This window comes from Acinetobacter sp. LCT-H3 (assembly GCF_001866125.1).
Lineage (GTDB): Bacteria > Pseudomonadota > Gammaproteobacteria > Pseudomonadales > Moraxellaceae > Acinetobacter > Acinetobacter schindleri.
Genome location: NZ_MODX01000041.1, coordinates 1 through 14937 on the forward strand (window position 1 = coordinate 1; position 14937 = coordinate 14937).

16 protein-coding genes are annotated in these 14937 nt (G+C 40.3%); 8 read left to right on the forward strand and 8 right to left on the reverse strand.

Annotated elements, in window-relative coordinates:
• Positions 1-221: 221 nt before the first annotated feature.
• Entirely contained in the window at positions 222-449 is a 228-nt protein-coding gene (locus BK820_RS13990; protein ID WP_004815297.1) for a hypothetical protein, read from the reverse strand.
• 113 nt (positions 450-562) lie between these two features.
• A complete protein-coding gene (locus BK820_RS13995; protein ID WP_004815299.1) occupies positions 563-772 on the reverse strand; it encodes a cold-shock protein in 210 nt (69 codons plus the stop codon).
• A gap of 527 nt (positions 773-1299) precedes the next feature.
• On the opposite strand from BK820_RS13995, the gene katE reads away from it, so the two are divergent.
• On the forward strand, positions 1300-3420 hold the full coding sequence (gene katE / locus BK820_RS14000; RefSeq protein WP_071321255.1) for a catalase HPII: 2121 nt from the start codon (positions 1300-1302) through the stop codon (positions 3418-3420).
• A 214-nt stretch (positions 3421-3634) separates the two neighbouring features.
• Here the strand turns inward: katE and BK820_RS14005 are convergent, their stop codons facing one another.
• The gene (locus BK820_RS14005; protein ID WP_004815307.1) at positions 3635-4180 is read right to left on the reverse strand and encodes a serine O-acetyltransferase; all 546 of its coding nucleotides are present in this window, start codon (positions 4178-4180) and stop codon (positions 3635-3637) included.
• Between the two features lie 509 nt (positions 4181-4689).
• Here BK820_RS14005 and BK820_RS14010 point away from each other — a divergent pair.
• A complete protein-coding gene (locus tag BK820_RS14010) occupies positions 4690-4914 on the forward strand; it encodes a hypothetical protein (RefSeq protein ID WP_071321256.1) in 225 nt (74 codons plus the stop codon).
• 470 nt (positions 4915-5384) lie between these two features.
• On the opposite strand, the gene BK820_RS14015 is transcribed toward BK820_RS14010, so the two are convergent.
• From BK820_RS14015 to BK820_RS14025, 3 genes are all read right to left on the reverse strand, one after another.
• On the reverse strand, positions 5385-5735 hold the full coding sequence (locus tag BK820_RS14015; protein WP_071321257.1) for a hypothetical protein: 351 nt from the start codon (positions 5733-5735) through the stop codon (positions 5385-5387).
• A gap of 206 nt (positions 5736-5941) precedes the next feature.
• Positions 5942-6592, reverse strand: a complete 651-nt coding sequence (locus BK820_RS14020; RefSeq protein ID WP_249449730.1) for a hypothetical protein — start codon at positions 6590-6592, stop codon at positions 5942-5944.
• 90 nt (positions 6593-6682) lie between these two features.
• Entirely contained in the window at positions 6683-7381 is a 699-nt protein-coding gene (locus tag BK820_RS14025) for a DUF3820 family protein (RefSeq protein WP_004815320.1), read from the reverse strand.
• A gap of 345 nt (positions 7382-7726) precedes the next feature.
• On the opposite strand from BK820_RS14025, the gene BK820_RS14030 reads away from it, so the two are divergent.
• On the forward strand, positions 7727-8980 hold the full coding sequence (locus tag BK820_RS14030) for an alpha/beta hydrolase family protein (RefSeq protein ID WP_071321259.1): 1254 nt from the start codon (positions 7727-7729) through the stop codon (positions 8978-8980).
• A gap of 154 nt (positions 8981-9134) precedes the next feature.
• Positions 9135-10388: a serine hydroxymethyltransferase gene (gene glyA, locus BK820_RS14035; protein ID WP_004815326.1), complete on the forward strand. Its 1254-nt coding sequence runs from the start codon at positions 9135-9137 to the stop codon at positions 10386-10388.
• A gap of 142 nt (positions 10389-10530) precedes the next feature.
• On the opposite strand, the gene BK820_RS15715 is transcribed toward glyA, so the two are convergent.
• Together BK820_RS15715 and BK820_RS15720 are read right to left on the reverse strand one after the other, a co-directional pair.
• On the reverse strand, positions 10531-10752 hold the full coding sequence (locus BK820_RS15715) for a hypothetical protein (protein WP_228715853.1): 222 nt from the start codon (positions 10750-10752) through the stop codon (positions 10531-10533).
• Positions 10753-10769: 17 nt separating this feature from the next.
• Positions 10770-11078, reverse strand: coding sequence for a hypothetical protein (locus BK820_RS15720; RefSeq protein ID WP_228715854.1), 309 nt, complete (start codon positions 11076-11078; stop codon positions 10770-10772).
• Between the two features lie 122 nt (positions 11079-11200).
• On the opposite strand from BK820_RS15720, the gene rnk reads away from it, so the two are divergent.
• From rnk to BK820_RS14060, 4 genes are all read left to right on the forward strand, one after another.
• Positions 11201-11599 carry a nucleoside diphosphate kinase regulator gene (rnk, locus tag BK820_RS14045; protein ID WP_005222699.1) on the forward strand — a complete coding sequence of 133 codons (399 nt, stop codon included), beginning with the start codon at positions 11201-11203 and terminating at the stop codon, positions 11597-11599.
• Positions 11600-11827: 228 nt separating this feature from the next.
• Entirely contained in the window at positions 11828-12619 is a 792-nt protein-coding gene (locus BK820_RS14050; RefSeq protein WP_071321260.1) for a tellurium resistance protein, read from the forward strand.
• Between the two features lie 16 nt (positions 12620-12635).
• On the forward strand, positions 12636-13763 hold the full coding sequence (locus BK820_RS14055; RefSeq protein ID WP_071321261.1) for a toxic anion resistance protein: 1128 nt from the start codon (positions 12636-12638) through the stop codon (positions 13761-13763).
• Between the two features lie 40 nt (positions 13764-13803).
• Positions 13804-14724: a hypothetical protein gene (locus BK820_RS14060; RefSeq protein ID WP_004815335.1), complete on the forward strand. Its 921-nt coding sequence runs from the start codon at positions 13804-13806 to the stop codon at positions 14722-14724.
• Positions 14725-14937 lie beyond the last annotated feature (213 nt).

Genomic DNA, 14937 nt, shown 5'->3' on the forward strand with positions numbered 1-14937 from the left:
ATCATTTTTTGATTTATGAAATAGATCTTATATAGAAGATGTTTTTTTTTAATAAACAGAATAGTCATTAATAAAGTACTGACTCAGAATAAATTAAAATTCAAAATATAAAAAAAGGAAGTCCTCTATAAGACACTTCCTCGTAAAATTTTTTTATCGCTATCCTTGATTAAAAATAGATCAGGATTCAGATGCATCTTTTTTTCAATGCAAGTAAAGAATTACATGATTCTCTCTTTAAACTTAAAGAGCTCATTACTTTGAGCATAAAAAGACCGACCATCCATATTTAAGTCGACTTCAAGACCTGACTGTAAAAGAACTTTCTTACCAACTTCGACCCATTTAAAGCCTTGGCGAGTATTTTGCTGTTTATTTAATGGAATAAGAGAAACCAGGATTTCAGTGCCATTGGCTGCTTTAGCAATTAAATTATTAAATTGATTCATTGTGTTACCTATTATTTTAATGTTTCTTCTATTTTTGAAAATAGAATAAAACTAGGGATTTCAAAAATTAGAGGGAGCCTGATTTGTAGGCTCCCTCTAATGAATGTTGTCGATTAAAGAGCGACAATATTCACAGCATTAGGACCTTTTTGACCTTCAACAATGCTGAAAGAAACCTGTTGGCCTTCAAATAAAGTTTTGAAACCTGAACTGCTAATTTCTCGGAAATGAGCAAAAACGTCTGGACCTGATTCTTGTTGAATAAAGCCAAAACCTTTAGTTTCGTTGAACCATTTTACTGTGCCAGTAACTGTATTAGACATAAAATAACCTTTTGATTTTTAGTATTTTTCGAATTAAATAAACGAAAATATGCTGAGAATAGGAAAGAATTGAAATGATGATCTGAAAAAACGAATGCTTATAAAATAATTAAAAACGACGATACTTAAAGAAAATAGAATAACAATACTTTGTATTTGATATTCATCATACACTTTATATCAAAATATTCAATAAAAATTCAAAATATTATATAAATAATTAATAAGATATTGTTCATGCATAGCTTATTAATCGTCTTAAGTCCTGCTTGAAGCTATCTAAAGTCGCTACATAGCATTTGCTGAATACAGACTTCTCCTTAAACATTAACTGATCTATACACGGTGTCACAAAGCGCTACAGCTTCCATGTATGCCCCATAGTATTTTAGAAAGGCGCCTAATAAGCGATATAACTCCTTTGAATGTGAGTGAACAATCGCCGTCATTTAAATAATATAAGATAAAAAACAAAAGCTTAAAGCCAAATTTGTTTTTTATCAAAAGGGTAATAATAAGGAAGTCACATGAAAGAGACCAAGAGTGAGCTAGCAGGTACTGATCGTCCGGATTTGAAAAATCATAATGAGAAGAATGCCCAGCTTGATGCATACCGTCGTGATGCAACTGGGCAGGCTCTGACCACCAACCAAGGGGTGAAAATTTCTGATAACCAGAATAGCCTGAAAGCTGGTACCCGTGGTGGAACTTTGCTGGAAGACTTTATCTTTCAGGAAAAAATGACGCATTTTGACCATGAGCGTATTCCTGAACGTATTGTGCATGCCCGTGGTGTGGCAGCACATGGTGTATTTAAGGCTTATCCTGGCAATGAGCGCTTTACCAAGGCTGGATTCCTGACCGATACTGAGCGCGAGACTCCTATGTTTGTGCGCTTTTCTACCGTACAGGGTCCACGAGGTTCAGCGGATACAGTACGTGATATTCGCGGTTTTGCGATGAAGTTCTATACTCAGGAAGGGGTATATGACCTGGTGGGAAATAATGCGCCAGTATTCTTTATCCAGGATGGAATCAAGTTCCCGGATTTCGTGCATGCGATGAAGCCTGAACCACATACCGAGATTCCTACTGCACAGAGTGCGCATGATACATTCTGGGATTTCGTTTCTCTCGTACCTGAAACTGCCCATGCGGTGATGTGGGCAATGTCTGACCGTGCTATTCCACGTAACTTCCGTTCAATTCAAGGCTTCGGTGTCAATACTTTCCGTATGATCAATGCGGATGGTGAAGCAGTCTTTGTTAAATTCCACTGGACACCAAAACAAGGTCTGACCCAGCTGACTTGGGATGAGGCACAAAAACTGGCAGGTCGTGACCCAGATTTTCACCGTCGTGATTTGTATGATGCAATTGATTCAGGCAATTATCCGGAATGGGAACTAGGTGTACAGATCGTACCTGAAGCCGATGAGCACAAGTTTGATTTTGACCTGCTGGATGCGACTAAACTCATTCCTGAAGAGCTTGTACCGGTTACACCAATCGGTAGCTTTGTACTTAACCGTAATGTGGAAAACTTCTTTGCAGAAACCGAGCAGGTGGCCTTCTGTCCGGCACATATTGTACCGGGGATTGATTTCTCGAATGACCCATTACTACAGGCACGTGTGTTCTCCTATACCGATACACAGTTGATTCGTCTGGGTGGACCAAACTTCCACCAGATTCCAATCAACCAGCCAGTTTGCCCATTCCATAATAATCAGCGTGATGGTTATCATCAGCGTGCGATCCATCGTGGACAGGCCTCTTATGAACCAAATTCTATCGATAATAACTGGCCAACGGAAACCACACCGGCAGCGTCGAATGGTGGTTTCGAAAGTTATGCCGAGCGTATTGACGGACGTAAGATTCGTGAGCGTAGTCCATCATTTAGTGACCACTTTACCCAGGCACGATTGTATTACCGCAGTCTGACGCCATATGAACAACGTCATGTGGTGAATGCGTATGTTTTTGAGCTGAGCAAGGTGCAACGTTTGTATATCCGTGAACGTGAAGTGCTAGAAATTCTGTGCAATATCGATCTGGATCTGGCTCAGCAGGTGGCAACCAAACTGGGGATTGTAATTCCGCCAGAAAAACTGAATGTGGAATTGCCGGAAGTAACACCATCTAAACGCATTTCTCTGGAAGCCTTCCCGGCGCCCGATATCAAGGGCAAGAAAATTGCTGTTCTAGTGCATGACAAGGTTAATCAGGCGAATGTGGATGCGGTATTAGCTTGGGCCAAGGAGGAAAGTGCCATTGCTGAGGTACTCGCCCCGACACCTGCACCTGTATTGAGTAGCAATGGTGCAGAAGTAATGGCAGACGGTATGCAACGAGGTGAGCCATCAGTACTTTATGATGCCGTTGTTATGGTCGACGGTGATAATTATGACCAGGTGTTGAAAGACGGCACGGCAAAACACTACATTATTGAAGCTTACGTACACTTAAAGCCAATTGTACTCTTGGGTGAAAAAGCTGATCTGATCAATACTTTAGGTTTGGTCGCTGATGAAGGCACGCTTTCACATCAAGATTTCAAATCCGTCGCTATGGAATTAAAGCAACTGATTATGAAACATCGTGTTTGGGCGCGTGAACCAGTGTCAGAAATGATTCCAGGTTAAAACAGCCAAGTCAAAAAAACTCCCTCAATTGAGGGAGTTTTTTTAAATGGTATAATTTAAGTCAGTCAGCTCGTATCTACATCTGTTTATCCATAAATGCATTCTGTTCAAAGACAATCCAAATGAGCGTCACAAAACCTATCCAGATGATTAAAATTCTTATAAATTTTTAGGTTTGATAACTGGATTCATTATTTATTTCAGATGAACTTCTTTATTTTTCACCAGGCGGCCAGCGGCGGTTTACGGAGTTACCTGCATTATTATAATGAATCACTTTGGCATAATTTCCCACGGCTGTGGCATTTTCAGGAATGTCTTTAGTGACCACACTACCAGCACCGATCGTGGCATTGTTGCCAATTTTGACATTATCAATAATGCAGACATTCGGCCCAATATAAACATTATCGCCGATATAGGCTGCCTGTTTCCCGCCATTGGCACCAATGGTCGTAAATTGTGACAGATTCACATTATTGCCAATAATTGTAGTAGGGTTCACTACTACAGGTCCACCATGGCCGATATATAATCCATAACCAATTTGCGTACTGCAATGAATGTCGATGCCGTATTTCTTTTTCTTATAATAAAAAATAGGGTAGGCCAATTTCGCAATAAATGAGTTGGAAGAGGCCAGACGCAACCAGAAGCTAAAATTAAAACCGCGGTTAAACAGATAGTTTTTAATCAGAGATTTTGCTGAAATATTACCGCAATAGCGATACAGATCACTAAGAATAAGTTGCCAGATCATGACTGAGCATCGGATAGAAAAGACAGCGTATTTTGCGCTGAAATGAATAGATTCGGAAGTCAACAAGACTAACGGATTTTATAAAAATCACAATTGAAAAATTGTATGAATCTACTTTTAGAAATGTAATCAGGACTTGTGCCACCATCAAGTGCAGCCTATATTAAGCTTACGGTAGGTCAAAAAACCATGCGACGCTACCAATAAGTTGGACGGATCAATGACAGTTAGTTGAGCTCGAATTTCGATTCAGGCAATAAATCTAGCACTAGCCATCCAACACAGAGCCCGCAGCGATGCGGGCTTTTTAATGTCTGGTTTTTGGTTTTGTCTGTACGATTAATGGGAGTAGAAAAAAACTATTCATTTGGTTTTGCAATCCATCTTATGCCGGAATAATATCCTGCTAAAAAATCTTACATATTCGTTTGAAAGCCTTTTAAATAAATATGTTATAAGAATTCAGAAGATGAGAATTAATAAATCCAAATTAAAAGGAGGGCACCGCAATGACAAAAGAGATGATTGATGTGCAAGTCAAAAACCAGTATGGAAAAATCCTTGATGTAAAAGCATTATTGCGCGCCGGTGCCCAGCATAGAGATTCTTCCCAACGTTTAGAACAGCAAGTTGAATACATTGTGGTGGACGATGAAATTATCCGACCAACGATTGAATTACTATTTGCCAGTGAGCAAACAGACTGTATTTATCGTGTTATGGAGCCAAAATAGGAAACTATTTTTCAGTTAAGTCTGGAAATATAGAAGCTATAGCTCATCTAAGATGGGCTATTTTTTTAAATCCTATTATTTCAGATTAACTGATTAAAAATAAATGCCAGCAGATGATAACGAACTAAGGGATGAGGATCGGATACTTCGCTACGGTTTATACGGATTTGATGGCATACCTGTCCTAAGTCATGTTTTTGTATAAGGAGATATGCTTGAGACAGAGGATCGGGTTGAAGCCTGAGCTGGCGACTTTGAGACTTCAAATTAAAAGCACTCAGGCATTCTTCTATATTTTGGTGAAGCTGAAATAGGACGAGGGCTTGAGTGTTATGTTGATGAGCATATCGCATAATTTAGATTCTATTCTTATCTATTATTATGCACTTAGCTTAACGCGATTTTTAACTAAATGCCTGAATAGTAGATAGTTCAAGCATTGAGTTAATAACTTCCGAATGAGCTTAAACTTAAAAACTTTTTAGAGTGACATTCACGTCATAACGACCAAATTCTTCCAGAATCTGCTGAAGCGTTTGTTGTCCCAATGCATCTGCATCTGCAATTTGTACTTCCTGATTGGTCTGGCTGTCAAAGCATTCAATCGTCTGAATCAGCCATTGATGTTCATAGGCAGTTTTCTCAATCAGTATGCGACGTGGTTGCAGCGCATCACTGATCTGGCGAGGCAAGACATACGTGATCGCCAACTGAATATGTTCTAGTTCATCCGCAGCACTGACAAAAGTAATGACCCAGTTTCCCACCTTGCTCAGTTGCATGGGATTATCAAAGGCATCGAATTCAAGATAGTGTTGCATAAGCGTGGGAAGAATAAAAAGTAATACATTCTATATGGCTTTAAATCCTTAATATAGCTATGCATCTATAGTCAAAAGTAAATGAATACAACTACTTTTGTACGAATTAAAATTATATTTTTCAATTAAATAGAAAAATTTTTTCGCCGGATTTATTTATCTTTAAACTTAAGATAGACTTAAAAAGACTGAATCTATGAAGAGTTTTAAGCCTGAGCACGCAGCATGGATAAAGCATGGCTAATTTGCTTGAACAGTTGGTTTAACTCTTGAGAAGGCATGCGGCTTTCCTGGAGGAGTGTCAACCATTGCACCTGACAGACTTTTAAGGCATCGATATCTGGTGCTTGAGCAATATTTTGAATGTGTTGTTTGGCCAATAAGCCACAGTATTTTTTTAAACTGTTCAGCATCAAGCTGCGTACTTGTTCTTGGTTGAGTGTTATATAGGTAATGTCAGCAGGTACGTCAGGCACGTGAGTCGTGGCAACTAATGTCGTGGTAATCGGCGCTTCAAGATCGGCAGATGAGGCAGGACGGGTGATTGAAGTCTGAATATTTGATTCAGGAAAGTGTGGAAATGAAGCTTTTACTGAGTTATTAGTAGGCGCTGAAGTCTGTGCTGACTCTGTACCGAATGCTGCATTTGAAGTCTCTAACTCTTGTATTTCAATCAGTCCTATATCACATAATTGTTGCAGCAAATCATGTGGTGCAATACGCGCTTTAAACTGAGGTGTGAGTAAATCAAAATCTTCAGTGCCAATTAAAACCAAAAGACGTCTTTGACGTGCATTAAGCTCGACATTACGATGTTGAAGAACATATAGACCCTTTGCAGTTTTTGAATAGCGCATCATACCTGAATGCCTTATATACAGAATTCAGGTAGATGCTAATATGAGAAAATTACACTAATATGAAGATTTTGTTAAATTTACTTAAAATTAAAGTGTTGTAATTGCAGTATTTTCTAAAGCCTTACGCAGATAAGGATCGAGATCCTCCTGACGAAGCAGCCATTGCACATAGTCAGCAGGCAGTTCAGCAATCGCAGTGCCACGATGCTTACCAAAATTGATGGTACGTGGAATACGCGCATCTTCAGAAGCTTCATATAGTTCTTCAATACTGCTGATTTTCAGGTGATGCACAATATGCATCAGGATATTTGCGGTCAGAATAATATCCATATCGGCACGATGCGCTTTACGGATCATTTCACGGGCACGGTCACTGCCACGGGTAATCATATAAATCAGGGCAGAGATATTGTGGGCCTCAGCATCTGGCCATACGCGACGAGCCAAAGCGAGCGTACAAATCGCTTTAATATTAGATGAATTTACACCGCATTTTTCTAAGGCTCGAATATCGTAATCAATATTATGACCAATAATATAAGTGGTTTCCTGTGGAAGTTCGAAACTGCTGTAATGTGGTTGTCCTTCCAGATCTGATTCCAGAATATGGTGCACGGCCATGGCTGCAAAAGAAATCGGTTCATCACAGCTATAGAGCTGATCAAACAGTCGGCTTTTATCCAAGCTGATTTTATGGTCCAGAATGTCCACAGGCGCATACGCAATTTCAATCGGCTGACCGTTTAGTGTATGGGTTTCAGTGTCGAGAATGATGGCCTGCATGACGAAAATTTGCCTGAAAAAGGTGAGGATTAAAATCTAACATTATTATTTCACTATTGACAATTGGAATGCCTGATTTTTACTTTTAATTGAAGGCTTTTTGACTGATACAGAATATTTTTAAACTGAACTAATAAATAAAGGTTTTTGTAGTTTCTGTAATTATTTCCAGAGCTTAAGTTTATTATGCCGAAATCAAGCTAAACTTGGACTGTATTTGTTAGATAAATAACAAAATAATCTCTTGCCATTAATACAATAACTTGGGAAATTAATCTCTAGTTTTATCATTTGATAAAACTATAAAAATCATAAGAGACAATAATTAAGACAAGGATAAGATCGATGAAACGTCATGTATTGACTGGTTCTCTACTCGCCCTAAGCGTAGCTTTAACTGCGTGTAATGATAGCGATGATGATGGTAATTATGAGTCCAAACCCGCTATTCCGGTAAATAATATTGCCAATCCGGTAGTACGAGTAGAGGCGTATACAGACCCTAATACCGGAGACGCATACCCGGATCTGAACGCAGACCGGCAATTACTAACTTATAAAATGTTAGGTGTCGATGGAAAGGAAGTCCAGGCAACCTCTTTGCTTTTCACTCCAACCGGCGCTGTACCGACAAGTGGATGGAAAATTGTAGCCTGGGCACATGGAACGGTGGGTGTGGCTGATAAATGTGCGCCAAGTCGTCAAGGCTTAGGAAGCAGCGCAGTTTTAATCCAGAAATTGATTGATGCAGGCTATGTGGTGGTTGCACCCGATTATGAAGGTTTGGGGGCGGAAGGCAATCATCCCTTCCTGAATCTTAAAAGTGAAGCTTTTTCAATTACCGATGCTGTAGTTGCGGCACGTAACTATTTAACTAGTCAAGGCAAAAATATTTCCACAGAATGGATGACTGTTGGACATTCTCAGGGCGGGCATGCAGCCTTAGGTGCTGCACAATATGCATCGCGAGCAAATTTAAACTACAAAGGAACCATTGCTGTGGCACCGGCTTCGAATCTAGAGACAATCTTGATGGCTGGAGAAAATTCAGTCAAAGGACTCCCGGGAAATGTACAAACCCCTGTATATGCCAAGTTAGATATGTTTACAGCTTTAATTGTTGCAGGCATGCAAGGGCATAATATATTCGTAAATTATCATCAGGTATTTAAACCACAATCAGCTACGATTGCTCCAATTGCAGAAGTAGAATGTGCTACAGATGTTGCAAATGCCTTTGGCGCACCGATGGGACAATATGCAGCAACGCATAATAATTCTTTGCAAGATTATGGCCGTACTCAAGATAACTTTATGACCCTGCCGGTAATTAACAATTTCCTGGTCAATGATTCACAGCCGGGCAATGTCAAACTGGATCAGCGGGTCATTATTTATCAAGGTTCAAATGACACCACAGTCCCTGAAGAGGCAACTTTATTATTAAAGGCAATGCTGGAATCTAAAGGCACGAGATTTGAATATATTGACGATAAATTCATTACAAACGTGGTGGATCGCTGGGATCACAGCACGGTAGTCACTGAAAATGTCGACAATATTGTAAGAGATGTAAAATCTCTAATGCCAATTCAATAACTTATTTTTATCTCTATAGCTCATGTTTTTTTAAGCATGAGCTATTTTTATTGCAAACTGAATAAAGTTCATGATCGAAATTGGCAAAGTTCATGTTACAATACGCGCCAATCTTAGCACGGCTTAAAAGCCCTAATTTAATAGGACCTCGCTAATGTTTGCCAATATCTCTATTGCTGAATTTGATCCAGAAATCGCTCAAGCAATCTCTAACGAAGATGCTCGCCAAGAAGCGCACATCGAGTTGATCGCTTCTGAAAACTATTGTTCACCAGCAGTAATGGAAGCTCAAGGATCAAAACTCACTAACAAATATGCAGAAGGCTACCCAGGCAAACGCTACTATGGCGGTTGTGAATATGTAGATGTCATTGAACAATTGGCAATTGACCGTGCTAAAGAATTATTTGGTGCTGATTATGCTAACGTTCAGCCACATGCTGGTTCTCAAGCAAACTCTGCAGTTTATTTAGCGCTGCTTAACCCAGGCGACACAGTATTGGGTATGAGCTTGGCTCACGGTGGTCACTTGACTCACGGTGCGAAAGTAAGCTTCTCTGGTAAAACTTATAACGCGATTCAATACGGTCTAAACCCGGAAACTGGTGAGATCGATTATGAAGAAGTTGAACGTCTAGCTGTAGAACACAAACCACGTATGATCGTGGCTGGTTTCTCTGCGTACAGCCAAATCGTAGATTGGCAACGTTTCCGTGAAATCGCAGACAAAGTAGGCGCGTACCTGTTTGTTGATATGGCTCACGTGGCTGGCCTGGTTGCTGCTGGCGTTTACCCAAGCCCAGTTCAAATTGCTGACGTAACCACGACAACGACTCACAAAACACTTCGTGGTCCACGTTCAGGTTTGATCCTTGCAAAAGCAAACGAAGAAATTGAGAAAAAACTTCAATCAGCTGTATTCCCAGGTAACCAAGGTGGTCCTCTGGTTCACGCGGTTGCTGCTAAAGCGATCTGCTTCAAAGAAGCAATGGCACCTGAATACAAAGCTTACCAGCAACAAGTTGTGAAGAATGCGCAAGCAATGGCTGAAGTTCTGATTGAACGCGGTTATGACGTTGTTTCTGGCGGTACAAAGAACCATCTGTTCTTGTTGTCTCTGATCAAACAAGACATTACTGGTAAAGACGCTGATGCTTGGTTAGGTGCTGCTCACATCACTGTAAACAAAAACTCTGTACCAAACGACCCACGTTCTCCATTCGTCACTTCTGGTATCCGTATTGGTACACCTGCAGTAACCACTCGTGGTTTTGGCGAAGCTGAAGTACGTGAACTTGCTGGCTGGATCGCTGACATCCTGGACAGTAAAGGCGAAGAAGCTGTGATCGCTGCGGTTAAAGAAAAAGTTGCAGCTGTATGTGCAAAATTCCCCGTATATGCTAAATAATTGTAGCTGAAGCAGAAAAAAGCTCCCGATCTGGGGGCTTTTTTATTTTTTATTTTTTTAATTCAATCAACTAAATAGCTTGTTTACTTAATAATCAATTGCGATCAACAAGCTCAAAAATTCTGCTTTTACAGCTTATGCTTTAAATTCGGAATACAGTAGAGTAATCGTATTGATCTATGGCTTGCGGATGTCGATAATTAAAAATAAAGCTCTGAATATCTTCACTGATACTGGTGTTCATTTCCATACTTGAAAAATGCTTCAAAACATAATCAATCGGAAATACGATCTGCCCATGAAGCTCCAAGCCATAGTAATATTGTGAATTGGCAAACTCGGTACCTGGTATTAAAGCCACCATTTGGAGTTCTTTAAGGCTTAGCCAATGTTCAGTACGTTCAATTCAGAACTGATAAAATAACCGATCTGGCTGGTGATCAAGAGTACAGTATTCAGCTTTTGAATGGTCTTGTTAAAGTCAGCTATTAAAATTCCTAAATGCTTCTTAAATGCCTGAAAAAATTGATCAAGACGAAGCAGGCTTTCTGGACTATTATCAAAGTTAATGGTCTTTAATGCCTGACTGACATAAAAGGTACGTTCCGAATCCGGATGATGCAGCTGAGCACGCAGACCTTGCATGAAATCCGTGCTACTGTATGTTGAAGTAGATTGTGCAAATGCCATCTTATTCTTCTTTTTATTTCGTTATTTTAGTTTTAAATATATTGCAAATATTTTTTAAATCAAGAATTTAATTTTAATCTGTTTATGAAGATTCATTGAAATGCTCGATCAGGAGAGAATGCATGCAAAAAACCAAGCTTATTTTGTCGGAACAGGATCTGAACCGTCTGGAGACTATGCTTGAAAATCAACCCAAGCTGACTCCAACCATGCAGCAGCTAGAGGATGAACTGGCACGGGCAGAGGTAGTTAAACCTCAAGATATTCCTGCCAATATCGTTACCATGCATGCACGCGCCTTGGTCACAATTGCTAACCAGACCAAAGAAATTACGCTGGTCTATCCGCATGAGTTCAAGGGCGAGCCGGGACAGCTGAATATTGTAGCGCCTGTTGGTGCCGCGATCCTTGGGCTGGCAGAAGGGCAAACCATTGAATGGCCGCAGCCAGACGGTGAAATGATGAAAGTCAAAATAGAAAAGGTGCTGTATCAGCCAGAACGTGAAGGGGACTATTTATAAAGTCGGTCTGATCTCTTGCATAATAAAAAAGCCCCAGATTAGTGGGGCTTTTTTATTTGGCTTTGGTATTTTGTAATTTCATTAAGATAACTAAAGCTTAAATCCAACAATATCTTTAGCTTATATAAAAAATTCTATACCTTAAAGGCTTTCCTTTGCAAAATGCTACATGTTATGTTGAAGGAAACCACGTACTATAAAAATCGGTTCAACTGAGTTTAAAGGGCTATGTCACAGATAGATGTTTTGATCCCGATCCAGGATGTTGCAGCAGATCCGAGTGAGATTTTAAGCATCAAGCGTAATGAGCTTGTCCCTTTGCTCAGCGATCAGTACAGGTTGAATCATTATGCCGATCAGCTGATTCAAGCCCAGGCAGTCCTGTTAAATGGGGTTGATCCGCAACTCACCCAACAGCTCAGCCAGACCATTGAAAAAATTATTCAGGCGCTGGCAAATTCCAGAAAATATCTGAAACAGCGCAAGTTTAATGCCTTGCAAAAATGGCTAGGAATTGATCTGGATTATGGCTCCAGTCAGGTTGAGTATTATAAAAATCTGGATCGCTTGCTGGATCAGGCCAGTCATCTCAGCCGTAAACTACAGATTGAAATCCAGAAATCCCAGTCACGCTTTCAGCAGCTCACAGGTTTACGTGAACAGATGGCTAAACATATTCTGGCTGCAGAAGAGTTTCTGCAGGAATATCCACAGTTTGTGAAAAACCAGCATCCGCTGGATAATTTCTCAGAACGTTTATCCAAGAAAATCTATACCTTAAAAACCCTGCAAGCCAGTAATGATATTGCCATTACCCAGATGCAACTATCCCAACAGCTTTCCTTTAGCCTGCTGGACCGGTTTAAGGAAGCACAGCAGGTATTGATTCCGGCCTGGCAATATCATGTCAAACAAAGCAACAGTAAACACTCGACAAGTGATCTGGAAAAACTTGATAATAGTCGGGAAAATCTGATTAAAACGTTAAGAAAATCGCTCGAGAAACCCTCGAAAATATAACAAGATAAGGTGAACTATGACCAATCCTGATACTGTGAATCTGCCTGTCAAAAAAGACAATGAAATTGCTGAACAGAAATTTCAGCAAATGGACCTGAAAGAACTGGGTTTACAGCCTGAGGATTTTCAGGAAGTGCTGGCAGTGCGCAAGGAATTGCAGGAAATGAGTCATAATGCTGTTGCAGAATACGGCAAGAATATTGCCAGCAAGACTGCGACCTATACTGATGAACTGCTCAATCTGGTTCAAAACCGGGATCTGGATACAACAGGCCAGAAACTGAATCAGGTGGTTCAGGTGGCACAGCAGCTGAATGCTTCCAGTATTCTGAGCAAAAATAAAACCTCAGGTTTCTTCGGTAATCTGCTTAATAAATTCAAAGGTGCCAAACAGAATTTTGATACTCATTTTAATACCACCAAAGAACAGATTGATGTACTGGTTAAAGAAATTGAGACTTCACAATCTGGCTTGAAAGCACGTGTATCGACTTTAGATAAAATGTTCGATGGTGTGCAGGATGAATATAAGCAGCTGGGCATTCATATTGCTGCAGGGCGCATCCGTGAACATGAATTACAGCAGGATATTGCTGCATTGACAGCATTACCACAAGATCAGAGCACTACCCAGAAAATTTATGACCTGAATCATCTGGCCAATAATCTGGAAAAACGTATCAGTGATTTGCAGGTATTACAGCAATCCGCGATGCAGACCTTGCCCATGATTCGCATTATTCAATCTAATAATCTGATGCTGGTCGACAAATTCTATGCGATTAAAAACATTACCTTGCCGGCCTGGAAGAACCAGATCAGCCTGGCGATTTCCCTGCATGAACAAAAGAACAGTGTCCAGCTTGCCAATAGTATTGATGATGCGACCAATGAGCTGTTACGTCGCAATGCTGACCTGCTGCATCAGAACTCTGTCGACACGGCTCGTGCCAACCAGCGTTCAGTCATTGACATAGAAACACTTGAACATGTCCAAAATACCCTTATTAATACAGTAAATGATGTGATTCAGATTCAGAAAGAAGGCATGCAGAAACGTACTGAAGCAACAGCACGTTTAAAAGCCTTGCAGGATAATCTGAATTATCTGGTCATTGAATCAAGTACAGACAGGTCGGAATAATATTGAGTACCTGTCCCCGGATTTATTAGAGGAGTCAGGTTTGCCACCATTAGATGAGTATGCTGTAAATCCTCGTGAGATTGAGCAGGGTGTCGTTGCACTGAAAAAGCGTCAGAACCGCCTGACCTTACTTAGTGTCACGACGGCCACCGTTGGTATTGCATCCTTAATTGGCCTGTTTCTGCATCAGGAACTTGTCTATGGATTTTTCGGACTCAGTACCGAAGTGCAGCAATTGCATCTACCGGTTAGTGTTGATGCCAATTTAGCCAGTATTGGTGACAGCCCCGACTATTTCTTCAGTCTATTAAGCTGGTTTGGCTGGCTGATTCTGAAATTGTTTGCTTCTTTTATTGGTGCATTCTTTGTCGTGCACTTCCTGAAAAAAATCCGTTATTTTTATGTTCGCTTTCAGTCCTTTGTAATGAAATTTGTGGGCTGGTTGATTGCTTTTATCCTGATCTGGGGCGGACTGAGCTACTGGCAGCACGACCTGAATGGTGATCATGATGATGCATATCAAAAGGCGGTATATTACGACAGCAATATCAATGACAGTGATATTGCCCGTTATTTAGTGGATGCGGAAGATATTAAAGCACCGGTGAAGTCCTATTTGCTTGCGCAGACCGCTTTATTGCATGAACCAGCCGATTTATCAGCCGCCCGACCGCATGTACTGCGACTAATTGAGGCGGAGAAAAGCGACAATCAGTTTGATCAATATGGTTTTAAGGCAGAGCAGCTGTGGACCATGCAACAGCAGGTATACGGCAAGGCCCTGACACCGGCAGCTGAATCGGTCAGTACCCAGGTACAACAAGCCAATCAGTTGACCGATATTGTTCAGGTAGTCATCAGTATTATATTGGCCGTATCTGTAGTGATGAGTTTGATTTTCTTTGCATTGGCCAATGCCATTAAAAAACGTTCATTGCGGATTGAACAACGCTTGAACTAAATGAATAAAGCTCCAGTCATAGAGCTTTTCTTTTTATTGTTTTCCCTCGTGGGGAGTAAAGGAAATATGGTTGTTTAATGAAATAGCTATATGCCAATGTATTGAAATCATATTAAAAATTATTTAATAATCTGAAAAAACGATCATTTGTATAAAAACAAACTGTTTTACCTGTGTTTTGATTTATCCTATTATTCTTTCATCGAATAAATT